Raw genomic sequence first — 22,221 nt, 5'->3', positions numbered from 1 at the left:
CCCTACTCCGTCGCCTCGCGCACCCAGACCTCGAACCGGTCGCGGATCTGCGCCCGGATCGCGTCGGGATCGTCGCCGAACATGGCATGGATATAAAGCTTGCTGCGGTCCTCGGACACGTCCAGCGTCAGCGTGCCCGGCGTCAGCGAGATGAAGTTCGCCAGAAGCGTTATCTGCGCGTCCGTCGTCACGTTCAGCGGCACCTCGATCAGCGCCGGTTTCGAGCTTTGGCCGGGCGTGATGACGTCCCGGACGACCGCGAACGAGCTGACAACCAGCTCGTAGACGAACATCACCACGAGCCGGATCGCGTACCACAGCCGCAGGAAATAGGTGCCGGTGGTGGGAAACAGCGGCCGGACCAGCCACATGGCGGCAAGTCCGATCAGCGCCCCGGTCAGCAGGCCGAGAATGGACAGATCGCCGGTCAGCGCCACCCAGGCGAAGGCCAGCAGCATGTTGATGCCAAAGAGGTTCATGGCTGCACCCCCAGAACGGTGGTCACGTAGTCGGTGGAATCCAGGAGCTGCGCGGCCGAGGTCTCGGCGAACTGCACGAAGGGCTCGGGGAAGAGGCCGATGATGCACGTCAAGAGCGCCAGCCCGATGATCGGCAGCATCAGGGCCAGCCGCTCGCCCACGGGCACGTCGCCGAGGCGGGGTCTTTTGCCCTCGGGATGCGCGGGCCAGAAGGCCGCGCCCCAGATCTTGGTCATCGAGTAGATGGTCAGCAGGCCGACCGCCAACGAGACGCCCGCGACGAACCACATCTGCAAGTCCAGCGCCGCCTTCACCAGCACGTATTTCGCCCAGAAGCCCGACAGCGGCGGGAAGCCCGCCAGCGAGAAGGCCGGGATCAGGAACAGGAAGGCCAGCAGCGGCGCGTGGGCGTAGAGCCCGCCGATCCGCGCGAGGTCGGTCGAGCCCGCGATTCGCTTGGCGACGCCCGCCACGAAGAACAGGTTCGCCTTCACGATGATGTGGTGCACGAGGTAGAAGACCGCGCCCACGAGGCCGAGCGGCGTGAACAGCGCTAGGCCCAGGATCATGTAGCCGATCTGGCTGATGATGTGGAAGGACAGGATGCGCCGGAAGTCGTTCATTGCCGCCGCTCCCAGAACGCCCGTCACCATCGTCAGCACCGCGAGCCAGAGCATGATCTGGTGCGTGTAGCCGACGTCGTGATCGAAGATCAGCGTGAAGGTGCGGATCATCGCATAGACCCCGACCTTGGTCAGCAGGCCCGCGAAGATGGCCGACACCGCGACCGGCGGCGTGTGGTACGAGGCCGGCAGCCAGAAGAACAGCGGGAAGAGCGCGGCCTTCACCCCGAAGGCGACGAGGAACATCACCGCAATCGTGGTCAGCAGGCCCTGGTTCTCGACCTCGCGCACGGCCAGGTGCAGGTCGGCCATGTTGAGCGTGCCGGTGACCCCGTAGAGAAGGCCGATCCCCGAGAGGAACATGATGGTCGAGACGAGGTTCAGCGTCACGTACTTGATGCCGCCGTCCAGCTGCTCCTTGCTGCCGCCCAGCACCAGAAGGCCGAAGCTGGAGATCAGCATGACCTCGAACCAGACGTAGAGGTTGAAGAGGTCCCCGGTCAGGAAGGCGCCGCAGACGGCGGCCATCAGCACCTGGAGCAGGGCGTGGAAGCCAAGCCGCTCCAGCCGCTCGGGGATCTCGGCCAGGCTGTAGATGACGGTGGCGAGGCCGGTGATCGCGGTGATCACGACCATGACCGCGCCGAGATAGTCGGCGACCAGCGTGATGCCGAAGGGCGCCTGCCAGTTCGACATCTGCGCGGCGATGACGCCGTGCTCCAGCACCTCGGCCATCATCAGGACGCTGGCCAGCAGCAGCGCGACGGTCCCGGCGACCGAGATCCAGCGCCCGGCCGGGTTGAAGCGGAACATGTAGGCCAGGACTGCGGTCAGCAGCGGTATCAGGATCGGATTGACCAGCAGCCAGCTCATCGGCGCGCCTCCTGCGCGACGGGCTCGGCCACGCGCATCTCGTCGCTGTTGACGGTGCCGAGGCTGCGATAGGTGCGGTAGACCAGCGCCAGCGTGAAGGCCAGAAGGCCGAAGCCGATCACGATCGCCGTCAGCACCAGCGCCTGCGGCAGGGCGTTGGCGACGACGCCGGTCGGGGCGTAGAGCCCCTCGTCGATCAGCGGCGGGGCGCCCGCGGTCAGGCGGCCGGACAGGAAGATCAGCAGGTTGGCGGCGTTCGACAGCAGGATCAGCCCGAAGAGGAACCGGATCACGTTGCGGTCCAGCATCAGGTAGACCGCGCAGGCCACCAGGATGCCGATGGTCAGAGCGAGCAGCAGTTCCACGCTCAGATCTCCTCTTCCAGAGCAAAGACCAGCGTCAGGATGCCGCCGAAGACGGCCAGGTAGACGCCGATGTCGAAGACCAGCACCGAGGACAGGGGCAGCCCCTTCTCGCCGGGCTCGGCGAACAGGAACAGCCACTGGCCGGTCATGAAGGGCTGGCCGACGAAGGCGGACATCAGGCCCGCCAGCGCGGCGACGCCGACGCCGACCATCGCCACGCTCGCGGGATCGACGCGCAGTGCGGCCCGCGCCTCGGCGGCCGAGGTCGCAACGATGTAGAGGATGAACCCGGTCGCGCCGATCAGCCCGCCGATGAAGCCGCCGCCCGGCAGGTTGTGGCCGCGCAGCAGGGCGTAGATCGAGAAGACCAGCAGCAGGGCGACCAGCAGCCGGGTCGCGGTGGTCAGGATCAGCGAGTTCATGCCTTTTCCTCCTCGCCTCGTGCGCCGGGCTCGCCGGCCGGTGTCGGGCTGGCGCCGGGCGCGCCGCGCAGCAGCGCATAGGCCGCGATGGCGGCGATGACGACGACGACGATCTCGCCGAAGGTGTCGGTCGCCCGGAAGTCCACCAGGATGACGTTGACGATGTTGCGGCCATGCGCGTCGGGATACGAGGCGATCTCGAAGAAGTCCGTCAGGCGCCGGTCGAAGGGTGTCTGCAGAACCGCGATCATCACCGCCGTGGTGACAAGGCCCACCGCCGCCGCGATGGCGGCATGACCGGCGCGGAAGCCAGACTTCGCGCGCGAGGGCAGATGCGGCAGGCGCAGCATGACCAGCGCGACCAGGACGACCACCAGCACCTCGACCAGAAGCTGGGTGATGGCGACGTCGGGCGCGCTGAAGATGATGAAGAGCAGCGCCACCCCGATGCCCACCACGCCGAGCGCGGTGATCGCCGTCATCCGGCTGGAGGTCCAGGTCGAGAGACCCGCCCCCATCGCGATCAGCGCCAGAACGGTCCACTGGATCGGATGCACGCCCTCGGCGTCGTAGTTGATGCCGCTGCCCATGCCGCCGCGCAGGATGAGGGTCGCGCCGACCAGCAGCGCGAAGGTCGCAAACATCACCGCCATGTAGCGTTGCAGGCTGCCGGTCTGGATCAGGCGCGTCTGCCAGGCCGCCAGCGCCTTCAGCCCGTCGAGGACGTTGTCCCAGCCCCGGTCGAAGTTCGGCGCCTTCGCCTCGGCGACGGCCAGGCGGGCGCGGATCGCCTCGTGACGGCGATAGATCAGCCAGCCGGCCAGGAAGGTCAGCACGGACAGCAGGAGCGCCGCGTTGAAGCCGCCCCAGAGATAGAGATGCACCTCGGCATCCATGCCCAGCACGGCGCGCGTGGCCGGGGCGACGAAGTAGAAGCCGACGGTCGAGGGCAGGATCCCGAACAGCAGCGACAGCGCGCCCAGGACCAGCGGCCCGGCCAGCATCGGCCACGGCCCCTCATGCGCGGGCTTGGGGGTCTTCGCCAGCTCGCCCATGAAGGGACGCAGCGCGACAATGCCGGCGACGACGAACATCAGGACCGAGGCTGCAAAGATCATCACCGTAACCCAGGCCGCACCCAGCCCCGGCAGGCCGAGGCCCGCCTTGTACATGAACTCTTTCCCGATGAAGCCGATCATCGGCGGGATGCCCGCCATGCTGATCGCGGCCAGCGCAGCGGCCAGCGCCGTCAGCGGCATCGCGTGGCGCAGGCCGCGCAGGACCGGCGCCTCGCGCGTGCCGGTGCCGTGATCGACGATCCCGATGACCAGGAACAGCGCCGCCTTATAAAGCGAGTGCACCACCAGGAACAGCATCGCCGCGATGATCGCGTAATCGGTGCCCGCGCCGATGAACATCGTCAGCGTGCCGAGCGCCATCAGCGTCGTGTAGGCCAGCACCTGCTTGATGTCGGTCTGCCGCAGCGCCAGCACCGAGGCGAAGACCGCGGTGAAGCCGCCGAACAGCACCAGGATCCAGAACCAGGCCGAGGTCCCGCCAAGCGCCGGGTTCATCCGCGCCATCAGGTAGATGCCGCCCTTCACCATCGTCGCGCTGTGCAGGTAGGCCGAGACCGGCGTCGGCGCGGCCATCGCGTTCGGCAGCCAGAAATGCAGCGGGAACTGCGCCGACTTGGTGAAGGCGCCGGCCAGGAACAGCAGCAGGATGGCCATGTACCAGGGATGGGCGCGGATCATGTCGCCGCTGCCCAGAATCTCCGCGATCTCGAAGCTGCCGACGACGCTGCCGAGGATGATCATCCCGGCCAGCATGACCAGCCCGCCCGTGCCGGTGACCAGCAGCGCCTGCAGGGCCGAGCGGCGCGACTTGGCGCTGTCGGCGTTGAAGCCGATCAGCAGGTACGAGGCGATCGTCGTCACCTCCCAGAAGACGAAGAGCGTGATGAGGTTGCCCGCCAGCACCAGGCCCAGCATCCCCACCATGAACATCAGCAGGTAGCTGACGAAGCGCGGATAATCCGGGTGATCGCCCAGATACTGCGCCGAATACAGCGTGACGGCCGTGCCGATCCCGGTGATCAGCAGCGCGAAGGTCAGCGACAGCCCGTCCATCAGCACCGAAAGCGAGATGCCGAGCGAGGGCACCCATTCGGCCGCCCAGACCTGCGCGTCCATCGCGATCTGCGGCGCCAGCATGATGAAGTAGAGGAACAGGACGGCAGGGACCGCGATCGAGATCAAGCCGGCCACGCCCCCCATCACCCGATCGACCTTGGGATAATCCTCTGCCATGTCCCGTACCCCCATGCCGCATGTCGTTGGCGGGGGCTATTAGCATCCTTCCCCGGGGGAAAACAGATGCCGACCGGTGAATTCGGAAGCCCCGCCCGTAATTTGCACGATCCGCAGCCGTCTGGCGGCCCGCTTCGGCATGCCCGCGCGCTCGGCCCAATAAAGAAGTGCGGCTTGCCGGCGCGGCGCCCTTCCCACCCTGCGGAAGGCCTGCGTTGCGACCTAGCGTCGCATCCGCGCGCGCCTTTTCTTCGTGCCGGCAGGGTGCAACTTGGGGATGTCGCGCCGCCGTCGCTGCGCCCTTGCCTCGCGCCCGGTCCCTCGCGCATCATGACGCGGATTTGCGGCTTCCGGGCCGCTGCGATTCGCGACAATCGAGGGAAGGAACCACCATGCAGCTTGCCAAGGGACATGCCGTCCAGAACAGCCTTGCCGGCAAGGTCGGCCTCACGTTGGCCGCCACGGCGCTGATCGCCATCAGCGCCAAGATCCAGGTGCCGTTCTGGCCGGTGCCGATGACGCTGCAGACGATGGCGGTGATGGGCCTTGCCGTCGTGCTGGGCCCGCGCCTCGGGCTGGCTGCGATGGGCACCTACCTTGCGGCGGGCGCCGCGGGCCTGCCGGTCTTCGCCGGCGCCGCCGCCGGGCCGGCCTATCTGGCCGGGCCGACCGCCGGCTTCCTGCTGGGGATGCTGCTGGCGATGGGCCTGACCGGCGCGCTGGCGCAGGGCCGCGGCACCATCGGGCGCGGCGCCGCGATGCTGGCCGGCCTTGCCGCGATCTACGTGCCCGGCCTTCTGTGGCTGAGCAACTTCGTGCCCTCCGAGAAGGTGCTGGCGGCAGGCTTCACGCCCTTCATCCTGGGCGACCTGGTCAAGCTTGTCGTCGCCCTGATGCTGATCGAGGGCGCACGCCGGCTGACGCGCCGGGCCTAAGCGCCGCGACATCCGGGCGAGTTGGGGCGGGGCCGGAAGGTCCCGCCCTTTTCGCTTTCGCCGCCGCCCCATGCGCGCGATGCTGCCTGCAGGGACGGAGGGACGCATGACATCGACCGAATTGTCGCCGGACGCGCTGGCGCGCCTGAAGGCCAGTTTCGCGGCGCAGGGCCTCATGCGCCACCTCGGTGCCGAGATCGCCGAGGCAGGGCCGGGCCGCGTCGTCCTGCGCCTTCCGTTCCGGCCCGAACTGACGCAGCAGCACGGCTACTTCCACGCGGGCGCCAGCACGGCCATCGCCGATTCGGCGGGCGGTTACGCGGCCTTCACGCTTTTCCCCGAGGGCGCGGGCGTGCTGACGACCGAGTTCAAGCTGAACCTCCTGAACCCCGCCCGCGGCGACTGGCTGGAGGCCGAGGGGCGGGTGCTCAAGCCCGGCCGCACGCTGACGGTCTGCCAGCTGGACGTGTGGGGCGTGACCCCGGCCGGCCGCAGCCATGTCGCCACCGGCCTGCAGACCCTGATCCGCATCGACGAGCGCCGGCCGGCGTGACCGGCCTCAGGTGACGCGCGTCACCAGCGGCTCGAGGCCGGCGATCTCGACCCGCAGCTCCTGCCCGCGCGCGCAGGCCGCGACGCCGGCCGGCGTGCCGGTGTAGATCAGGTCGCCCGGCGCCAGGGCGACCAGCGTCGAGAGATAGGCGATGATCTGCGGCACCGGCAGGATCATCTGGCTGAGGTCGCCGTCCTGCCGGACCTCGCCATCCAGAAGCAGACGGATCGCGCCTTCGGTCAGCGGCGCGTCGGCGGGCGACAGCGGCCCGATGGCGGCCGAGTGATCGAAGCCCTTGGCCATGTCCCACGGCCGGCCCAGCCTCTTGGCCTCGGCCTGCATGTCGCGGCGGGTGAAGTCGATGCCCGCGGCGTGGCCCCAGACCACGTTGGCCGCCTCCTCTGCCGGGATGTCACAGCCGCCGCCCTTCAGCGCCACGACCAGCTCGCCCTCGAAATGCAGGTCGTCGGTGGCCGGCGGATAGGGAAGATCGGCCCCGCCGGTCAGCAGCGCGTCGGCGGGCTTGGCGAAGAAGAAGGGCAGTTCCGGCTCGTGCCCCATCTCGCGGGCGTGGTCGGCATAGTTGCGGCCGACGCAGAAGATGCGGCGCACCGGAAAGAGGCCGCCGCCGGCGACGGGCGCTACGGGGCATGCGGGCGGGTCGATCACGTAGCGGCTCATGCGGCGAAGACCCCGTTCCAATCGGCAAAGCCCTTGATCTCGATCGGGTTGCCCGAGGGATCGGCGAAGAACATGGTGCGCTGCTCGCCCGGCTCGCCCTCGAAGCGGATGACGGGCGGGATGTCGAAGGCGATGCCGTGGTGCTGCAACCGCTCGGCCAGCGTCTTCCAGTCGTCCAGCGGCAGGACGGCGCCGAAATGGGGCATCATCACCTTGTGCGCGCCCACCGTGCCCGTCCGGTCGGTCGCGAAGGGCTGGCCCAGATGCAGCGAGAGCTGGTTACCGAAGAAGTCGAAATCGACCCAAGTCGGGGCCGAGCGGCCCTCGGTGCAGCCGAGGACGCCGCCGTAGAAGGCGCGGGCCTCGTCGAGATCGGTCACGTGGATGGCAAGATGGAACAGTGATTGCATGGTCGTCCTCCCTTGCCGCCGGAGGTAGCGCAGTGGCGCGCGCGGCGCCACTGCCCATGCTGCGTCGGCGTCAGCGCGCCGCGCCGGTGACGGGGTCGAGGCGGACCTTCACCTCGTCGCCGTCGGACGTGTAGTATTCGACCTCGTAGTAGCCGTCATCGTCCCAATCGATGTCCTCGAAATGGCCGAAATTCGCTTCCTGTTCCAGCACCGCCAGCATCTGCGACAGGGGCGTGCCGTCCGCCGGCGGGCGGTCCTGCGCCATCAGCGGCAGGGGCATCATCAAGGCGGCGGCGAGGGGAAGGGTCAGGCGCATCTGCGTCTCCTGTGTGTGGTTGTGGCGCGGCCTCAACCCCATCCCGTCGCGCGGGGTTCCGGTCTTGCAGGCAAGCCCGCCCGGCCCTATGTTGGACCTGTTCGGGGCAACTCGGACTATGGACATAAACGCGCTCGTAATAAGCGGATCGGACCCGGGGGCGGTACCCGGCGGCTCCACCAGATCACCCTCGTTGGGGGACAATGGGGCCGAAACAGGATCGACGAACGTCTAAAGGGGTTATGCTTTGTCTCGGTGAGCTACCACCGATATCGGTGCAAATTGTACAGTTGCCAACGACAACCGTGCTCCGGTCGCGCTGGCTGCGTAAGCAGTCCGCAAGATCGAAACCTAAGCCCTTGCGCCTAGCAGCGTAAGGCGGGGCCCGCAGGAGCCTGGCAACAGAATCCTGCACCTTCCCCCTTCCCTTTCCGACGCTTCCGGCCGCCAGACCCCCTTTTCATCCGGTGCCATATCCCTATGCTTGGCGCCCAAGTCAGGAAGGATCTGAAGATGGCGCGAGGCGGGATCGATTACGGCGGCATGATGCATCGCGCGATGCAGGGGCTGATCGCCGAGGTGCTGACCAAGATCGCCGATGAGGGTCTGCCGGGCGAGCACCACTTCTTCATCACCTTCGACACCCGCGACGAGGGCGTCGAGATGGCGGACTGGCTGCGCGAGCGCTACCCCGAAGAGATGACCATCGTCATCCAGAACTGGTTCGACAACCTGACCATCGATGCCGAGGGCTTCGGCATCACGCTGAACTTCGGCAACTCGCCCGAACCGCTGCGCATCCCCTTCGATTCGCTGCGCACCTTCGTGGACCCGTCGGTCGAGTTCGGCCTGCGCTTCGAGACGCAGGAGCACGACCAGGACGACGAGGACGAGGACGAGGACGCCGAGTTCGAGCTGGACGCCAAGGATGACGGCGACGATTCGCCCCCCTCGGGCGGCGGCGAGGTCGTACGCCTGGACCGTTGGCGGAAATAGCCGATGTCGGTGATGCGCGGGCTGTCCGCCTTCCCGATCACCCCCTGCACGCCGGACGGCGACGTCTTCGCCGCCGACCTCGCGCGCATCCTGCGCCGCCTGACCCGCGCCGAGGTGGATTCGATCGGGCTGCTGGGCAGCACCGGCAGCTATGCCTAGCTCTCGATCCCGCAGCGCCAGCAGGTGCTGGAGACCGCGCTCGAGATCGTGGGCGGTCGCGTTCCCGTCGTCGTCGGCATCGGCGCGCTCAGGACCGGCGACGCCATCGCCCTCGCCCGGCATGCGGCCGGGGCCGGCGCTGCCGGCCTGCTGCTGGCGCCCGTCTCCTACACCCCGCTGACCGAGGACGAGGCCTTCGCCCATTACGCGGCCGTGGCCGAGGCGACCGCCCTGCCCCTCTGCATCTACAACAACCCCTCGACCACGCGCTTCACCTTCTCGCGCCAGCTGCTGGCCCGGATCGCGGCGCTGCCGCAGGTCGAGGCGGTGAAGATGCCCCTGCCCGCCTCGGGCACCATCGCCGAGGAAATCGCGGCCCTGCGCCCGACCCTGCCCGAGGGTTTCGTGATCGGCTACAGCGGCGATTGGGGCTGCTCGCGCGCGCTTCTGGACCATGCCGATGCCTGGTTCAGCGTCGCGGCGGGGCTTTGGCCCGACAGCACGCTGACCCTCTCCTGCGCGGCGCAGGCAGGCGACGCCGCCGGCACCGCCAGCACCGAGGAACGGTTCCGCCCGCTGTGGCAGCTCTTCCAGCGGCATGGCAGCCTGCGCGTCGCCCATGCCTGCGCGAACCTCATGGGCCTGACCGAGGCGCAGCCGCAGCGGCCCATCCTGCCCCTGCCGGACAGCGAGGCGCCGGCCCTGCGCGCCGCCATCGCGGCGATGGACGCCTGACGGCATACCACCGCATACCAATTGCACCCACGGCGCGCAGCGGCTACACCACGCGCGAAACCGTGAGGGAGCGATCCGATGACCAAGACCCGCACCGAAACCGACAGCTTCGGCCCGCTCGAGGTTGACGCCTCGAAATACTGGGGCGCGCAGACGCAGCGCTCGATCATGAACTTCCCGATCGGGTGGGAGCGTCAGCCGGTCCCGATCATCCGCGCCCTCGGCGCGATCAAGCTGGCCGCAGCGCGGATCAACCGCGCCTCGGGCGATCTGCCGGGCGATCTGGCCGATGCGATGGAACAGGCCGCGACCGAGGTCTTCGAGGGACGCTTCGACGACAACTTCCCGCTGGTCGTCTGGCAGACCGGCTCGGGCACGCAGTCGAACATGAACGCGAACGAGGTGATTTCGAACCGCGCGATCGAGATCATGGGCGGCGAGATGGGGTCCAAGAAGCCCGTCCACCCCAATGACCACTGCAACATGGGGCAGTCCTCGAACGACACCTTCCCGACCGCCATGCATGTCGCCATCGGCATGCTGGCGCGCGACACGCTGCTGCCGGGGCTGGAAAAGCTGGCCGCCGCGCTGGAGGCGAAGTCGGACGAGTTCAAGGACATCATCAAGATCGGCCGCACCCATACGCAGGACGCCACGCCCCTGACCTTGGGGCAGGAGTTCGGCGGCTATGCCCACCAGGTCCGCAAGGGGATCGAGCGGGTGAAGTCCTGCCTGCCCGACATCTACGAATTGGCTCAGGGCGGCACCGCCGTCGGCACCGGGCTGAACACCAAGAAGGGCTGGGACACGGCCATCGCGGCCGAGATCGCAAAGATCACGGGCCTGCCCTTCGTCACCGCGCCGAACAAGTTCGAGGCGCTGGCGGCCCATGACGCGATGGTCATGTTCTCGGGCGCGCTGAAGACGGTGGCCGGTTCGCTCTTCAAGATCGCCAACGACATGCGGCTGCTGGGCTCGGGCCCGCGCTCGGGTCTGGGCGAGCTTATCCTGCCGGAAAACGAGCCGGGCTCCTCGATCATGCCGGGCAAGGTGAACCCGACCCAGGCCGAGGCGCTGACGATGGTCTGCGCCCATGTCATGGGCAACGACGCCGCCGTGGGCTTCGCCGGCAGCCAGGGCCATTTCGAGCTGAACGTCTATAACCCGATGATGTCCTACAACGTGCTGCAATCGATGCAGCTTCTTGGGGATGCGGCCTCGAGCTTCACCGACAACATGGTCGTCGGCACCAAGGCGAACGTGGAGCGGATCGAGAAGCTGATGAAGGAATCGCTGATGCTGGTGACGGCGCTGGCGCCGACCATCGGCTATGACAACGCCACGAAGGTCGCCAAGACCGCGCACAAGAACGGCACCACCCTGCGCGAGGAGGCGATCAACCTGGGCTTCGTCGACGGCGAGACCTTCGACCGCGTCGTGCGCCCCGAGGACATGATCAGCCCGAAAGGCTGACTGGAGCTTGGCCGGGGCACCATGTCCCGGCCGACTCTACAGGGGGTGGCGGAACACCGGATCCTCGGGGTCGGGTCGGCGTGCCCCGGCGTCGCGCACGACCCCCGCCAAGGCCATCAGCGCGGCGCAGTCCGGCCAGTGCCCGGCCCGCATCGGGCGCAGGAGCAGGCGCTCGGTCCTGATGGTGGGGATGCCCATGCTTGCGGCCCTGCTGCCTCCGCGCCAGAATGGGGCGCCGCCAGAGGACACCATGAGCAAGATCATCAACCTGCGCACCATTCGCAAGCAGAAGGACCGCGACCGCAAGCGGTCTGACGGCGATGCCAGTGCCGCTCGTCACGGCGAGGCCCCCGCCTTGCGCGCGGCGCGCGAGGCCGAGGCCGCCCGCGCCATGCGGGCGCTGGAGGGGCACCGGACGGACGGCGATGATTGAGCTGCCGCCGATGACGCCGCCGATCAAGCGGTCGGTGACGATCGACGGGCACCGCACCTCGGTCTCGCTCGAGGACCCGTTCTGGAAGGCGCTGGCCGTCGAGGCGGCCGCGCGCGGCGTCACCCGCGCCGTCCTCATCGGCCAGATCGACCACGCCCGCCCGCCCGAGGTGGGGTTGGCGACCGCGCTGCGGCTGTTCACCGTCCACGGGATGCAGCAGCGCGCCGCGACGGACTAGCGCCGCGGCCGCGCCGTCAGCGCCCTAGCGTCGCAGCCGCGCGATCAGCGAGGACGTGTCCCACCGGCTGCCGCCCATGCCCTGCACCTCCTTGTAGAACTGGTCCACGAGCGCCGTCACCGGAAGCGAGGCGCCGACCTCGTCCGCCGCCGCAAGGCAGATGCCGAGGTCCTTGCGCATCCAGTCCACGGCGAAGCCATGTTCGAAATGACCCTCGGCCATGGTCTTGTGGCGGTTGACCATCTGCCAGCTGCCCGCGGCGCCCTGGCTGATCACCTCGACCACGTCCGCGATCTGAAGGCCCGACTTCTCGGCGAAGGCGAGCGATTCCGACAGCGCCTGCACGAGGCCCGCGATGGCGATCTGGTTGCACATCTTGGTCAGCTGCCCTGCGCCGACATCGCCCATGCGGCGGCAAATCTTGGCATAGGCGGCGATCACCGGCTCGGCCGCGGCATAGTCCGCCTCGGCCCCGCCGCACATGACCGAGAGCTGCCCGTTCTCGGCCCCCGCCTGCCCGCCCGAGACAGGCGCATCTACATAGCCGAGGCCCGCCTCGCGCGCGGCCGTGGCCAGCTCGCGCGTCACCTGCGCCGAGACCGTCGTGTGATCGACGAAGACCGCCCCCGCCGCCATCCCGGCGAAGGCGCCGTCCGGCCCGAAGCAGACCTGCCGCAGGTCGTCGTCATTGCCGACGCAGGCCATCACGAAGCTGGCCCCCGCCGCGGCCTCGCGCGGGGTCGCGGCGCGCGCGCCGCCGTGCTGGCCCGCCCAGGCCTCGGCCTTGGCGGCACTTCGATTGTAGACGGTGACCTCGTGACCCGCACGGGCCAGATGCCCCGCCATCGGAAAACCCATCACGCCCAGACCCAGAAACGCCGTCTTTGCCACAGTTCCACCCTCTTGATGATCGCGCCCGCCGGCCGCGTTGAATTGGCGGGCCGGCTATCCTATGCAACCGTAGCATCACCCCTCGCGCGGCCACGTCAACCCGTGCCGCGCGGGCCGACGACCGAAGGACCTGCCCCGCATGCTGACTATGTTTCGCTGGCTGTTGCGGCTGACCGTCGGGCTTCTTCTGCTGCTGGTGCTGGCCGGGGTGCTGACCTGGTATTTCGCGATCCGCTCGCTTCCCACCTATTCGGCCAATTACGAGGTCACGGGCATCACCGCCCCCGTCGAGATCGTCCGCTCGACCGAGAACGTACCCCACATCTTCGGCCAGTCGGACGAGGACGTGTTCTTCGCCCTCGGCCTCGCCCATGCGCAGGACCGGCTGTTCCAGATGAACGTGCTGCGCCGGGCCGCGCAGGGCCGGCTGGCCGAGATCCAGGGCCCGCGCGCGCTGCCGGCGGACGATCTGGCGCGCAGGCTCGGCCTCTACCGCCGCGCGCAGGCCTCGCTCGAGGCGCAGGACGCGCCGACCCGAGCGGCGCTGGCGGCCTATGCCGACGGGGTGAACCAGTGGATCCGGCTGGTGAACGAGGGTGCCCGCGGCCGCGGCGCGCCCGAGTTCTTCCTGTTTCCCGACGTCATCCCCTACTGGCAACCAGCGGATTCGCTGGCGATCCTGAAGCTGCTCGCCGCCAGCACCACCAACGCCGCCGCGGACGAGATCCTGCGCGCCCGCCTGTCGCTGGCCTTTCCGCAGCACGGGACCGAACTGCTGGCGCGCCCGGGCCTGCCGGCGAACCTGCCCCGCTACGCGGACCTCTTCACCGGCGCGCGTCTCGGCACGCCGGAGCGGCGGCTGGACCCGGCGGCGCGGCACGATCCGGTCGGCTATCTGCGCCCCGGCCTCGCCCTCGGCGGCAACGCATTCGCCGCCGCGCCCCGGCGCACGACCGGCGACAGCACGCTGCTGGCCGCCGACCTGCACGTGAAGCTGACCGTTCCCTCGCTCTACTACCTCGCCCGGCTCGAGCTGCACTCGGGCGGGATCATCGGCGCCACGATCCCCGGCATGCCGCTGATCCTGGCGGGGCGCGGCCATGACCTCGCCTGGTCGCTGACACCGGCCGCCATCGACGACGCGGATGTCGTCATCGAGGAGGTGCAGCCCGGCAACTCGGACCGCTACCGCGGCCGGGACGGCTGGACAGCCTTCGACACGCGGCAGGAGGTGATCCGCGTCGAAGGCGGCAGTGACCAGACCATCACCCTGCGCGAGACGGCCAACGGTCCCATCGTGCCCGGCCTCGATCCGGGCCTGCGCGACGTGACGCCCATCGGCCATGTCGCGGCGCTGCGCTGGACCGGCCTCTCGCGCGAGGACGGCACGATGTCGGCGCTGATGGGGATGATGCGCGCAGGCAGCGCCGCAGCGGCGGCCCGGGCGCTGCAAGGCGTCGTCGCGCCCGCGGTCACGGTCACGCTGGCCGAGCAGCGGCAGGTCAGCACCATCCGCGGGGGCCTCGTGCCCGAGCGCCATCCCGAGCACCCGGGCGGCGGCGCCCTGCCCGCGCCGGGCTGGCTGGACGAGACCGACTGGACCGGCCTCGTGCCGCTGGCCGGCGCGCCCGCGATCCCCGACAGCGGCATCGCCGTCGCCTCCGAGGAGCCGGGCCGCGACGGGCTCCGCCACGCCCGCCTCTCGCGGCTGCTGGGCGAGCGCGAGGTCCATTCCCGCGACAGCTTCATCGCCGCGCAGCTGGACGTCGTCAGCCCCGCCGCCCGCGCGCTGCTGCCGCTGGTTGGGGCGGACCTGTGGTTCACCGGCGATCCCGCCGCACCCGGCACGAGTGACCGCCAGCGCCAGGACGCCCTCGCGCTTCTGGCCGAATGGGACGGCGCGATGAGCGAACACCTGCCCGAGCCGCTGATCTACGCCGCCTGGATGGCCGCGTTGCAGGACCGCCTGATCCGCGACGAACTGGGACCGCTGGCCGACGACATCACGGACCTGCAGCCCGGCTTCATGGACGCCGTCTTCCGCAACCGCGGCGGCGCGGCGCGGTGGTGCGACATTATCCAGAGCGCCGCGGTCGAGGACTGCACGACCATCGCGCGGCAGGCGCTGGACCGCGCGATCCTGGACCTCAGCGCCCGCTTCGGTCCGGACGTCGCCAGCTGGCGGTGGGGCGATGCGCACCAGGCGCGCCACATCCATCCGGGCCTCGGGCGCCTGCCAGCGCTCGGCTGGATCATGAACATCACGCAATCGGTCTCGGGCGGCGATTTCACCATCGCCCGCAGCGGCCTCTTCGGCCAGGGGGATCAACCCTTCGCGGCGGTCAACGGGGCCGGCTTTCGCGGCGTCTTCGACCTTGCCGATCCCGACAGTTCGGTCTTCATCATCTCGACGGGCCAGTCCGGCCACCCGCTCTCGCGCCATTACGACGATCTCGCCGGGCTCTGGCGGCGCGGCGAATATGCGCGGATGTCGCTCGATCCCGAGCTTGCCCGCGCGGCCTCCGTCGGCACGACGCATCTCAGCCCGGCGCCCTGACTGGGGGCGGACGCCGAGGGCCGGCGTCCGGACCAACGGGAGGCGGCGCAAGAATCGCAACGGGGGGCGCAAGGCCCCCCGCCGCCTCGCCATGCGGTTCCGCTCAGAAGTGGATCGCGCGCCCGTAGGCGTCCAGCACCGCCTCGTGCATCATCTCGGACAGGGTCGGGTGCGGGAAGACGGTCTCCATCAGGTCCTGCTCGGTGGTCTCAAGCTGGCGGCCGACGACATAGCCCTGGATCAGCTCGGTCACCTCGGCGCCGACCATGTGGGCGCCCAGCAGCTCGCCCGTCTTGGCGTCGAAGATCGTCTTGATCATCCCCTCGGGCTCGCCGAGGGCGATGGCCTTGCCGTTGCCGATGAAGGGGAAGCGGCCGACCTTGATCTCCAGCCCCTGCTCCTTGGCCTTGGCCTCGGTCAGCCCGACCGAGGCGACCTGCGGCTGGCAGTAGGTGCAGCCCGCGATGCTGCCCGGCTTGATCGGATGGGGATGCCCGCCCGCGATCAGCTCGGCCACCATGACGCCCTCGTGGCTGGCCTTGTGCGCGAGCCAGGGCGCGCCGGCCAGATCGCCGATGGCGTAGACGCCCTCGACCCCGGTGCGGCAGTATTCGTCCGTGATGACATGGGTGCGGTCGACCTTGATCCCGGCCTCTTCCAGGCCCAGCCCCTCGGTATTGCCGACGATGCCGACGGCCGAGATGACCGTGTCGAAATCGCGCGTCTCGGTCTTGCCGCCCGCCTCGATATGCGCCGTCACGACGCCGTCCTTGCGGTCCAGCTTCTTGACCGACGCCTTCTCCAGGATCGTCATCCCCTGCTTGACGAACTGCTTCTTGGCGAAGGCGCTGATCTCAGCGTCTTCCACCGGCAGGACGCGGTCCATGACCTCGACCACGGTCGTCTCGGCGCCGAGCGTGTTGAAGAAGCTGGCGAACTCGATCCCGATGGCGCCCGAGCCGATGACCAGCAGCTTCTTGGGCATATGCGGCGGCACGAGGGCGTGCTTGTAGTTCCAGACCTGCTTGCCATCCGGCTCCAGCCCCGGCAGCTCGCGCGCCCGCGCGCCGGTCGCCAGCACGATGGACTTGGCGGTCACCTCCTCGGTGCCCTTATCGGTCTTGACGGAAACCTTGCCCTTCCCGGCCAGCTTCGCCTCGCCCATGATGACCGTCACCTTGTTCTTCTTGAACAGGTGCCCGATCCCGCCCGACAGCTGCTTGGCGACCCCGCGCGAGCGTTTCACCACCGCGTCGAGGTCATAGCTGATCCCGTCGGCCTTCAACCCAAAATCCTTGGCCCGGTGCATGAGGTGATAGACCTCGGCCGAGCGCAGCATTGCCTTGGTCGGGATGCAGCCCCAGTTGAGGCAGATGCCGCCCAGATGCTCGCGCTCGATGCAGGCGACCTTGAGGCCCAGCTGCGCGCCCCGGATCGCGGCGACGTAGCCGCCGGGTCCGGCGCCGATCACCACCATGTCGAAATTCTGGGCCATCCTGTCCCCCGCTTGCTGAATATAGTTCAGCGTTAAATCATATCCGGCCGGTCAGCAAGCGGACGGCCGGTGGCCGCATCCGCGGTGGGCGGGCCTGCGATTTCCCGCGCCTCGCGCAGCAGCGCAGGCGTGTCGCCCAGCACCGCGAGCGTCTGCTGCCGCCCCAGAGGGTCGAGCCGCAAGGGAGACTTCTTGAGAAAGCCGAACCCATCCTCGCGCAGGGTCCAGGCCGGCAGGGCATAGGCCGGGCCCGTTTCCACGATCGCGGTCATCAGGAAGCGGATGACCGCCTCGTGGTCGCGGACCTGATCCGAGGCGCGGAACGCGTCGCGGCGGGACCGCAGCTGAGGATCCTCGGGGATGATCAGGGCGTCGATGAGCGGCACGAGGTCGTCGAGCGGTCGGGCCGCCAGCCGCGCCTCGAGCCCCTCGATGTCCCAGCAGGCGGCGTGGGTGTAGCCGCGGCCGATGACCCACCGGCTGATCGCGATCTCGCCGCGCCTGACGATCTCGTGCTTGTCGTCGGTCAGCCGCATCTGTTGCCAGAAGCGGCGGAAATCCGGGTCGCGCAGGACGCGCGGGCCGAAGGACAGGGCGAACGAGCAGTAGTGGAAGTCCGGGCTCTCCCGATCCAGCCGCCACTCGCCCGACCGCTCGTCCCGCGCCATGCCGCCATTGCTGACGGCGCCGATGAGGTCCGGGCCACCCGCGGGATCGGCCTTCGCCAGATCGTCCGCCACCGACAGCCAGTCACGCGCCGGGCCGATGGGGAACCAGATCGAGTCGTTCGTCAGCACCAACCTGTCCAGCTCGTCCAGCCTCGGGCCAAGCCAGTCCAGCGCGGCGCGGAAGCCGCCGATGTCGAAGCCGTAGTTCGGCCGCTGGATCAGGCGCCAGCAGAGCGGGCGAAGCTGCGCCGCGTCCGCTTCTGGCAGCGGCAGGTTCGAGACGACCAGCGGCGCATAGCCGCGCCCCTGCAGGTGGCGGAGCGTCGCGAGATGCGAGGGCTGCAAGCCGCGGTTGGGATAGATCGCGAGGATGGCGAGCCGGCGCGCCAGCGGCACCGCGCCGTCCTGCACGCGCAGCCGCCGCGCCTGCGTCGCGTCATGCCAGCGCATCCGGGCGGTGTCGTTCCACCACAGCGACAGCCGCTGCCCCTCCCACAGGATGCGGCGGCGCAGGCGTGCGCCAAGCTTCAGGCTTGCCGTCATGATCCCCTCTTGGTTGTACTCGCGCGAAGGTCGGCCCGGACGGACCGAAGGTCAACCGGTTGCCGCTCCGGCCTGACCGCTGCCGTCCGACTGCGCCTCGTCCAGGACCGCCTCGACCGCGACCGGCGTCGCGCTTGGGGTGATGACGGCGTAGCTGCCCTGCTCGTCCGGGGTCAGAGCGCGGCGCTGCGTCGCGCGCCAGCCGGCATAGCCCGTCAGCAGCATCAAGAGGACCCCCATATAGACCCAGTAGCCGTCCGGCCCGATGGCGCCCATCAGCCAGCCGGTGATGATCGGCCCGCCCATGCTGCCGATCCCGAAGATGAACAGCAGACCCGCCGAGGCCGCCGCCATGTCCGACTGGTCCAGGTAGTCGTTCGTGTAGGCCAGCAAGAGCGCGTAGATCGGGTTCGCCACGCCGCCCATGATCGCCCCCGCGATGACGAGGCCCACCGTGCCCGGCTGCGCCGCGATCACAACCAGCGCAGCCAACCCGCCGAGGCCGGCCAGAATCAGCACCAGCTTGCGGCGGTCGTAGCGGTCCGAGATCCAGCCGATCGGGTATTGCAGCACCAGGCCTCCGGCGTAGATCGCCGCGACGAACATGCTGATCTGCGCGACCGAGAGGTTGATCATCGCCCCCCAGACCGAGGACATGGCGGACAGCCCCGCCAGGACGCCGCCGATCAGGAAGATCCCGACGCAGCCAAGGGGCGACGCCTGATAGAGCCGCCGGAAGCTCATACGCTTGATCGTCTCGAACTGCGGCGCGGGCTGCGCCGACAGCAGGATCGGCGTGAAGGCCAGCGAGACGAGGACCGAGGGGATGATGAACAGCAGGAAGCCGGCCGGATCGCCCACGTTCAGCAGGGCCTGCGCCGCGACGATGCCCAGAAGCTGCACGATCATGTAGGCCGACAGCGCCTGCCCCCGGTTCTCGTTCGTCGAGCCCGCGTTGAGCCAGCTTTCCGCCGTCACGTAGACCCCGCAGAAGCAGAAGCCGATCAGCAGGCGCAGAAGCGCCCAGCTGATCCAGTGCGGCTCGACCGCGAAGAGGACCAGCGCCGCCGAGATCAGCGAGCCGAGCGCCGCGAAGACGCGCACGTGCCCCACGTTCTTGATCAGCCCCGGCACCATCAGGCTGCCCGCCAGGAAGCCCGCGTAATAGGCCGACATGACGATGGACATGAGGAAGGTCGGGATGCCCTCGATCCCGCCGCGGATGCCCAGCAGCGTGCCCTGCATCCCGTTGCCGACCATCAGCAGAAGGATGCCCAGGAGGAGGGGCCAGGTTGTTCGCAGGACCGAAATCATGGGGCGACTGTCTCGTCAGGGGCGGGCGGAGGTCACGCGCCCTGCCCTACCCCCGGCGCGGTCCCGCTGCCAGCCGAAATCCGACGTCAGGGGATCAGGAGCGACGCGTCGCCATAGCTGAAGAAGCGGTAGCGCTGCGCGATGGCATGGGCATAGGCGGCCATGATCCGCTCGCGGCCCATCAGCGCCGAGACCAGCATCATCAGCGTCGAGCGCGGCAGGTGGAAATTCGTCATCAGCCCGTCCGCGATGCGGAAGCGGAAACCGGGATAAATGAAGATGTCGGTCGTGCCCTCGAAGGCGGCGATCCGCCCCTCGCCCGAGGCGGCCGATTCGATCAGCCGCAGCGCGGTGGTGCCGACCGGGATGACGCGGCGGCCCTCGGTCTTGGCGCGGTTGATGGCGGCGGCGGCCTCGGCGCTGACCTCGCCCCATTCGGCATGCATCCGGTGGGTCGTCACGTCATCGACCTTGACCGGCAGGAAGGTGCCCGCACCGACATGCAGCGTCACATGGACGAACTGGACGCCCCGCGCCGCAAGCGCCGCAAGCAGGGGCGCGTCGAAATGAAGGCTGGCGGTGGGCGCGGCCACGGCGCCCTGCCGCGCGGCCCAGACCGTCTGGTAATCGTCCTTGTCCGCCTCGTCCGGCGCCCGCAGGCTGGCGATGTAGGGCGGCAGCGGCATCGCGCCCACCTCGGCCAGCGCGGCGTCGAAGGCGTCGCCCAAGGCGGCAAAGACCAAGCGCAGCTCGCCCTCGGCGATCTCGGCGACCTCGGCCGACAGCTGCGGGCCGAAGACGATCACCTCGCCCGCGCGCAGCTTGCGCAGGGGCTTGGCCAGTGCGCGCCAGCCCGTCGCGGCAGGCTCGAGCAGCGTCACCTCGATGCGCGCCACGCCCTCGCCCGCCGCGCCCGCACGGGTGCGGGTGCCGGTCAGCCGGGCCGGGATCACCTTGGTGTCGTTCAGCACCAGCACGTCGCCGGGCTGCAGGATCTGGGGCAGGTCGCTGACGCGGCGGTCCGTCATCGCGTCCCCGGCCAGGTGCAGCAGCCGCGCCGCGCTGCGCGGCCGCGCGGGCCGCGTCGCGATCAGGTCTTCGGGCAGGTCGAAATCGAAGTCGGAGAGTTGCATGGCCGGCTTCTGCGCCGACCGCCGGGACAGGTCAAGCCTCACGCCGCCGTGACGCCTTACGAATTTCGTCGGTCTTTACAAAACCGACGATTTCGATCAGACAGGACACCAGAGGAGCGCGCCATGATCGTCTGCCACTGCACCCAAATCTCGGACCACGACATCCGTGCCGCCATCGACTGGATGCGCACGGCGGACCCTCAGACGATCATCACCCCCGGCAAGATCTACCACGCCCTCGGGCGGCGCGCGGACTGCGGCGGCTGCATGCCGCTGTTTCTGGACACCATGAGATCATGCGATAAGCTTGGCGTCGCGCCGCCGATCTTGCGGCCCAGAACAGCAAGCAAAGAGGAAGCCACCCATGAAGGGCGACGCCAAGGTCATCGAGTATCTCAACGCCGCGCTGCGGTCTGAACTGACGGCCGTCAGCCAGTATTGGCTGCACTATAGGCTGCAAGAGGACTGGGGCTTCGGCAAGATCGCCGACAAGTCGAAGGCCGAGTCGATCGAAGAGATGCATCACGCCGACCGGCTGATCCAGCGAATCATCTTTCTCGAAGGCCATCCCAACCTGCAGAAGCTGGACCCGCTGCGGATCGGGCAGAACCTGCGCGAGACGCTGGATTCCGACCTCGCGGCCGAGCATGACGCGCGCACGCTCTATATCGAGGCGCGCGACTACTGCGACAGCGTCGGCGACTACCCTTCGAAGATCCTCTTCGAGGAGCTGATCCAGGACGAGGAAGGCCATATCGACTATCTCGAGACGCAGATCGACCTCTACGAGACGATCGGCGCGCAAAATTACGGCCAGCTCAACGCGAAATCGGCCGACGAGGCCGAGTGAACGGCGGCGCGGGCGGGCCGGTCAGCCCAGCCAGTCCCGCGCCAGGTCGGGAAGCTGGTCGAAATGGGCCAGCAACGCATCGGGCGCGAGGCGAGAGATCGCCTCGCCCTCCGGCCCGAAGGTGATCAGCGCCACCTTCACCCCCGCCGCCGCCGCGGTCTTGCGGTCGGTCTCGGTATCTCCCACCAGGAAGGACCGCCCGACCTCGCCCCCCGCGCCCGTCACCGCCGCCGTATAGGGCCGCGGGTCCGGCTTGCGCACCGGCAGCGTGTCCGCCCCGATCATCGCCGCGAAACGGTCACGAATGCCCAGCTCGCGCAGCAGCGTCTCGGCCAGCGCCTCGGGCTTGTTGGTGCAGACGGCCAGCCGGTGCCCCTGCTCCGCCAGCCGGTCCAGCGCCGCCTCGACGCCGGGATACAGCTTCGTATGCACGGCGATGGCAGCGCCGTAATGCGACAGCAGGCGGTCGAAATCCTCGTCCTCGGCGCCCGGCGGCAGCAGATGCTCGGTACTCATGCGGCTGTAGCCCGCGCGCAGCATCGCCCGCCCGCCGTGGAAGGCCGTCAGCGCATCCTGGGTCGGGTCCAGCAGGTCGCCGAGGCCGCGCGCGCGGAAGCAGGCATTGGCCGCCGCGACCAGGTCCCCCGACGTGTCCGCCAGTGTCCCATCCAGATCGAAGACCACCGTTCCCGCCATGCCTGCGCGCCTTCCATGCAAGAGGTCGGAAATGATCCGACAACAAAGGTGATGCGCCGGCCCTAGCCAGC

The 22,221-nt window shown here is 69.1% G+C and carries 26 protein-coding genes and 1 other RNA gene; 12 read left to right on the top strand and 15 right to left on the bottom strand.

Annotated features, from left to right (window positions below):
* Nucleotides 1-2 precede the first annotated feature (2 nt).
* The 5 genes from BLP73_RS01210 to BLP73_RS01190 are packed head-to-tail and all read right to left on the bottom strand — an operon-like array spanning nucleotide 3 to nucleotide 5,074.
* Nucleotides 3-479: a Na+/H+ antiporter subunit E gene (locus BLP73_RS01210; RefSeq protein ID WP_090739691.1), complete on the bottom strand. Its 477-nt coding sequence runs from the start codon at nucleotides 477-479 to the stop codon at nucleotides 3-5.
* Nucleotides 476-1,975 carry a Na+/H+ antiporter subunit D gene (locus BLP73_RS01205; RefSeq protein ID WP_090739690.1) on the bottom strand — a complete coding sequence of 500 codons (1,500 nt, stop codon included), beginning with the start codon at nucleotides 1,973-1,975 and terminating at the stop codon, nucleotides 476-478. The genes BLP73_RS01210 and BLP73_RS01205 overlap by 4 nt, the downstream gene beginning before the upstream one ends.
* Entirely contained in the window at nucleotides 1,972-2,340 is a 369-nt protein-coding gene (locus BLP73_RS01200) for a Na+/H+ antiporter subunit C (RefSeq protein WP_090739689.1), read from the bottom strand. The genes BLP73_RS01205 and BLP73_RS01200 overlap by 4 nt, the downstream gene beginning before the upstream one ends.
* Nucleotides 2,341-2,342: 2 nt before the next feature.
* Nucleotides 2,343-2,762, bottom strand: coding sequence for a Na+/H+ antiporter subunit B (locus BLP73_RS01195; RefSeq protein WP_090739688.1), 420 nt, complete (start codon nucleotides 2,760-2,762; stop codon nucleotides 2,343-2,345).
* The gene (locus tag BLP73_RS01190; RefSeq protein WP_090739687.1) at nucleotides 2,759-5,074 is read right to left on the bottom strand and encodes a putative monovalent cation/H+ antiporter subunit A; all 2,316 of its coding nucleotides are present in this window, start codon (nucleotides 5,072-5,074) and stop codon (nucleotides 2,759-2,761) included. Before BLP73_RS01190 ends, BLP73_RS01195 begins: the two co-directional genes overlap by 4 nt.
* Before the next feature lie 392 nt (nucleotides 5,075-5,466).
* On the opposite strand from BLP73_RS01190, the gene BLP73_RS01185 reads away from it, so the two are divergent.
* Together BLP73_RS01185 and BLP73_RS01180 are read left to right on the top strand one after the other, a co-directional pair.
* Nucleotides 5,467-6,009: a biotin transporter BioY gene (locus BLP73_RS01185; protein WP_090739686.1), complete on the top strand. Its 543-nt coding sequence runs from the start codon at nucleotides 5,467-5,469 to the stop codon at nucleotides 6,007-6,009.
* Between the two features lie 106 nt (nucleotides 6,010-6,115).
* On the top strand, nucleotides 6,116-6,562 hold the full coding sequence (locus tag BLP73_RS01180) for a PaaI family thioesterase (protein WP_245686490.1): 447 nt from the start codon (nucleotides 6,116-6,118) through the stop codon (nucleotides 6,560-6,562).
* A gap of 6 nt (nucleotides 6,563-6,568) precedes the next feature.
* On the opposite strand, the gene BLP73_RS01175 is transcribed toward BLP73_RS01180, so the two are convergent.
* The 3 genes from BLP73_RS01175 to BLP73_RS01165 all read right to left on the bottom strand — a co-directional run bounded on the left by BLP73_RS01175 (nucleotide 6,569) and on the right by BLP73_RS01165 (nucleotide 7,969).
* Nucleotides 6,569-7,243, bottom strand: coding sequence for a fumarylacetoacetate hydrolase family protein (locus tag BLP73_RS01175; protein WP_090739685.1), 675 nt, complete (start codon nucleotides 7,241-7,243; stop codon nucleotides 6,569-6,571).
* Nucleotides 7,240-7,653 carry a VOC family protein gene (locus BLP73_RS01170; protein ID WP_090739684.1) on the bottom strand — a complete coding sequence of 138 codons (414 nt, stop codon included), beginning with the start codon at nucleotides 7,651-7,653 and terminating at the stop codon, nucleotides 7,240-7,242. The genes BLP73_RS01175 and BLP73_RS01170 overlap by 4 nt, the downstream gene beginning before the upstream one ends.
* Before the next feature lie 70 nt (nucleotides 7,654-7,723).
* A complete protein-coding gene (locus tag BLP73_RS01165) occupies nucleotides 7,724-7,969 on the bottom strand; it encodes a PepSY domain-containing protein (protein ID WP_217630622.1) in 246 nt (81 codons plus the stop codon).
* Between the two features lie 60 nt (nucleotides 7,970-8,029).
* Here BLP73_RS01165 and ssrA point away from each other — a divergent pair.
* The 5 genes from ssrA (at nucleotide 8,030) to fumC (ending at nucleotide 11,332) form a co-directional block, all read left to right on the top strand.
* Nucleotides 8,030-8,385, top strand: a transfer-messenger RNA (tmRNA) gene (gene ssrA, locus BLP73_RS01160).
* Nucleotides 8,386-8,482: 97 nt separating this feature from the next.
* Complete coding sequence (locus BLP73_RS01155) at nucleotides 8,483-8,965, top strand: SspB family protein (protein ID WP_090739683.1); 483 nt, start codon at nucleotides 8,483-8,485, stop codon at nucleotides 8,963-8,965.
* Nucleotides 8,966-8,968: 3 nt separating this feature from the next.
* Nucleotides 8,969-9,124, top strand: coding sequence for a hypothetical protein (locus BLP73_RS19670; protein WP_245686489.1), 156 nt, complete (start codon nucleotides 8,969-8,971; stop codon nucleotides 9,122-9,124).
* 6 nt (nucleotides 9,125-9,130) lie between these two features.
* Nucleotides 9,131-9,859 (top strand): dihydrodipicolinate synthase family protein, encoded by a 729-nt coding sequence (locus BLP73_RS01150; RefSeq protein WP_281179905.1) that lies wholly within the window; start codon nucleotides 9,131-9,133, stop codon nucleotides 9,857-9,859.
* 78 nt (nucleotides 9,860-9,937) lie between these two features.
* On the top strand, nucleotides 9,938-11,332 hold the full coding sequence (fumC, locus tag BLP73_RS01145; protein ID WP_090739682.1) for a class II fumarate hydratase: 1,395 nt from the start codon (nucleotides 9,938-9,940) through the stop codon (nucleotides 11,330-11,332).
* 36 nt (nucleotides 11,333-11,368) lie between these two features.
* Here fumC and BLP73_RS19285 read toward each other — a convergent pair whose 3' ends face one another.
* Nucleotides 11,369-11,530: a GNAT family N-acetyltransferase gene (locus BLP73_RS19285; RefSeq protein WP_175453192.1), complete on the bottom strand. Its 162-nt coding sequence runs from the start codon at nucleotides 11,528-11,530 to the stop codon at nucleotides 11,369-11,371.
* Between the two features lie 52 nt (nucleotides 11,531-11,582).
* Here BLP73_RS19285 and BLP73_RS01140 point away from each other — a divergent pair, with 52 nt between their 5' ends.
* Nucleotides 11,583-11,765 (top strand): DUF4169 family protein, encoded by a 183-nt coding sequence (locus BLP73_RS01140; protein WP_090740033.1) that lies wholly within the window; start codon nucleotides 11,583-11,585, stop codon nucleotides 11,763-11,765.
* Nucleotides 11,758-12,003: a ribbon-helix-helix domain-containing protein gene (locus BLP73_RS01135; RefSeq protein WP_090739681.1), complete on the top strand. Its 246-nt coding sequence runs from the start codon at nucleotides 11,758-11,760 to the stop codon at nucleotides 12,001-12,003. Before BLP73_RS01140 ends, BLP73_RS01135 begins: the two co-directional genes overlap by 8 nt.
* Nucleotides 12,004-12,027: 24 nt before the next feature.
* On the opposite strand, the gene BLP73_RS01130 is transcribed toward BLP73_RS01135, so the two are convergent.
* Entirely contained in the window at nucleotides 12,028-12,894 is an 867-nt protein-coding gene (locus BLP73_RS01130; protein WP_090739680.1) for an NAD(P)-dependent oxidoreductase, read from the bottom strand.
* 139 nt (nucleotides 12,895-13,033) lie between these two features.
* Between BLP73_RS01130 and BLP73_RS01125 the strand changes: the two genes are divergently transcribed.
* Nucleotides 13,034-15,451, top strand: coding sequence for a penicillin acylase family protein (locus BLP73_RS01125; RefSeq protein WP_090739679.1), 2,418 nt, complete (start codon nucleotides 13,034-13,036; stop codon nucleotides 15,449-15,451).
* Between the two features lie 103 nt (nucleotides 15,452-15,554).
* Here BLP73_RS01125 and lpdA read toward each other — a convergent pair whose 3' ends face one another.
* The 4 genes from lpdA to queA all read right to left on the bottom strand — a co-directional run bounded on the left by lpdA (nucleotide 15,555) and on the right by queA (nucleotide 20,604).
* Nucleotides 15,555-16,946, bottom strand: coding sequence for a dihydrolipoyl dehydrogenase (gene lpdA, locus BLP73_RS01120; RefSeq protein ID WP_090739678.1), 1,392 nt, complete (start codon nucleotides 16,944-16,946; stop codon nucleotides 15,555-15,557).
* A gap of 32 nt (nucleotides 16,947-16,978) precedes the next feature.
* Nucleotides 16,979-18,157: a rhamnan synthesis F family protein gene (locus BLP73_RS01115; RefSeq protein WP_090739677.1), complete on the bottom strand. Its 1,179-nt coding sequence runs from the start codon at nucleotides 18,155-18,157 to the stop codon at nucleotides 16,979-16,981.
* A gap of 51 nt (nucleotides 18,158-18,208) precedes the next feature.
* Nucleotides 18,209-19,471, bottom strand: a complete 1,263-nt coding sequence (locus tag BLP73_RS01110; protein ID WP_090739676.1) for an MFS transporter — start codon at nucleotides 19,469-19,471, stop codon at nucleotides 18,209-18,211.
* Between the two features lie 86 nt (nucleotides 19,472-19,557).
* On the bottom strand, nucleotides 19,558-20,604 hold the full coding sequence (gene queA, locus BLP73_RS01105) for a tRNA preQ1(34) S-adenosylmethionine ribosyltransferase-isomerase QueA (protein ID WP_090740032.1): 1,047 nt from the start codon (nucleotides 20,602-20,604) through the stop codon (nucleotides 19,558-19,560).
* Between the two features lie 123 nt (nucleotides 20,605-20,727).
* Between queA and BLP73_RS01100 the strand changes: the two genes are divergently transcribed.
* A complete protein-coding gene (locus BLP73_RS01100) occupies nucleotides 20,728-21,021 on the top strand; it encodes a (2Fe-2S)-binding protein (RefSeq protein WP_090739675.1) in 294 nt (97 codons plus the stop codon).
* Complete coding sequence (gene bfr / locus BLP73_RS01095; RefSeq protein ID WP_090739674.1) at nucleotides 20,969-21,454, top strand: bacterioferritin; 486 nt, start codon at nucleotides 20,969-20,971, stop codon at nucleotides 21,452-21,454. The genes BLP73_RS01100 and bfr overlap by 53 nt, the downstream gene beginning before the upstream one ends.
* 21 nt (nucleotides 21,455-21,475) lie before the next feature.
* Here bfr and BLP73_RS01090 read toward each other — a convergent pair whose 3' ends face one another.
* Nucleotides 21,476-22,150, bottom strand: coding sequence for an HAD-IA family hydrolase (locus tag BLP73_RS01090; RefSeq protein ID WP_090739673.1), 675 nt, complete (start codon nucleotides 22,148-22,150; stop codon nucleotides 21,476-21,478).
* Nucleotides 22,151-22,221 lie beyond the last annotated feature (71 nt).

The organism is Paracoccus tibetensis (assembly GCF_900102505.1).
Classification (GTDB): Bacteria; Pseudomonadota; Alphaproteobacteria; order Rhodobacterales; family Rhodobacteraceae; genus Paracoccus; species Paracoccus tibetensis.
Note: the sequence above shows the minus strand (reverse complement) of the source record. Positions and strands in the feature narration are given on the sequence as shown.

What these genes read in the sequence shown, in the direction of transcription:
- BLP73_RS01165 (WP_217630622.1), bottom strand. Translation starts at nt 7,969, where the DNA reads ATGCGCCTGACCCTTCCCCTCGCCGCCGCCTTGATGATGCCCCTGCCG.
- BLP73_RS19285 (WP_175453192.1), bottom strand. Translation starts at nt 11,530, where the DNA reads ATGGGCATCCCCACCATCAGGACCGAGCGCCTGCTCCTGCGCCCGATG.
- fumC (WP_090739682.1), top strand. Translation starts at nt 9,938, where the DNA reads ATGACCAAGACCCGCACCGAAACCGACAGCTTCGGCCCGCTCGAGGTT.
- BLP73_RS01195 (WP_090739688.1), bottom strand. Translation starts at nt 2,762, where the DNA reads ATGAACTCGCTGATCCTGACCACCGCGACCCGGCTGCTGGTCGCCCTG.
- lpdA (WP_090739678.1), bottom strand. Translation starts at nt 16,946, where the DNA reads ATGGCCCAGAATTTCGACATGGTGGTGATCGGCGCCGGACCCGGCGGC.
- BLP73_RS19670 (WP_245686489.1), top strand. Translation starts at nt 8,969, where the DNA reads ATGTCGGTGATGCGCGGGCTGTCCGCCTTCCCGATCACCCCCTGCACG.
- BLP73_RS01170 (WP_090739684.1), bottom strand. Translation starts at nt 7,653, where the DNA reads ATGCAATCACTGTTCCATCTTGCCATCCACGTGACCGATCTCGACGAG.
- BLP73_RS01100 (WP_090739675.1), top strand. Translation starts at nt 20,728, where the DNA reads ATGATCGTCTGCCACTGCACCCAAATCTCGGACCACGACATCCGTGCC.
- bfr (WP_090739674.1), top strand. Translation starts at nt 20,969, where the DNA reads ATGAAGGGCGACGCCAAGGTCATCGAGTATCTCAACGCCGCGCTGCGG.
- BLP73_RS01210 (WP_090739691.1), bottom strand. Translation starts at nt 479, where the DNA reads ATGAACCTCTTTGGCATCAACATGCTGCTGGCCTTCGCCTGGGTGGCG.
- BLP73_RS01155 (WP_090739683.1), top strand. Translation starts at nt 8,483, where the DNA reads ATGGCGCGAGGCGGGATCGATTACGGCGGCATGATGCATCGCGCGATG.
- BLP73_RS01090 (WP_090739673.1), bottom strand. Translation starts at nt 22,150, where the DNA reads ATGGCGGGAACGGTGGTCTTCGATCTGGATGGGACACTGGCGGACACG.
- BLP73_RS01110 (WP_090739676.1), bottom strand. Translation starts at nt 19,471, where the DNA reads ATGATTTCGGTCCTGCGAACAACCTGGCCCCTCCTCCTGGGCATCCTT.
- BLP73_RS01190 (WP_090739687.1), bottom strand. Translation starts at nt 5,074, where the DNA reads ATGGCAGAGGATTATCCCAAGGTCGATCGGGTGATGGGGGGCGTGGCC.
- BLP73_RS01205 (WP_090739690.1), bottom strand. Translation starts at nt 1,975, where the DNA reads ATGAGCTGGCTGCTGGTCAATCCGATCCTGATACCGCTGCTGACCGCA.
- BLP73_RS01185 (WP_090739686.1), top strand. Translation starts at nt 5,467, where the DNA reads ATGCAGCTTGCCAAGGGACATGCCGTCCAGAACAGCCTTGCCGGCAAG.
- BLP73_RS01175 (WP_090739685.1), bottom strand. Translation starts at nt 7,243, where the DNA reads ATGAGCCGCTACGTGATCGACCCGCCCGCATGCCCCGTAGCGCCCGTC.
- BLP73_RS01115 (WP_090739677.1), bottom strand. Translation starts at nt 18,157, where the DNA reads ATGACGGCAAGCCTGAAGCTTGGCGCACGCCTGCGCCGCCGCATCCTG.
- queA (WP_090740032.1), bottom strand. Translation starts at nt 20,604, where the DNA reads ATGCAACTCTCCGACTTCGATTTCGACCTGCCCGAAGACCTGATCGCG.
- BLP73_RS01140 (WP_090740033.1), top strand. Translation starts at nt 11,583, where the DNA reads ATGAGCAAGATCATCAACCTGCGCACCATTCGCAAGCAGAAGGACCGC.
- BLP73_RS01135 (WP_090739681.1), top strand. Translation starts at nt 11,758, where the DNA reads ATGATTGAGCTGCCGCCGATGACGCCGCCGATCAAGCGGTCGGTGACG.
- BLP73_RS01180 (WP_245686490.1), top strand. Translation starts at nt 6,116, where the DNA reads ATGACATCGACCGAATTGTCGCCGGACGCGCTGGCGCGCCTGAAGGCC.
- BLP73_RS01125 (WP_090739679.1), top strand. Translation starts at nt 13,034, where the DNA reads ATGCTGACTATGTTTCGCTGGCTGTTGCGGCTGACCGTCGGGCTTCTT.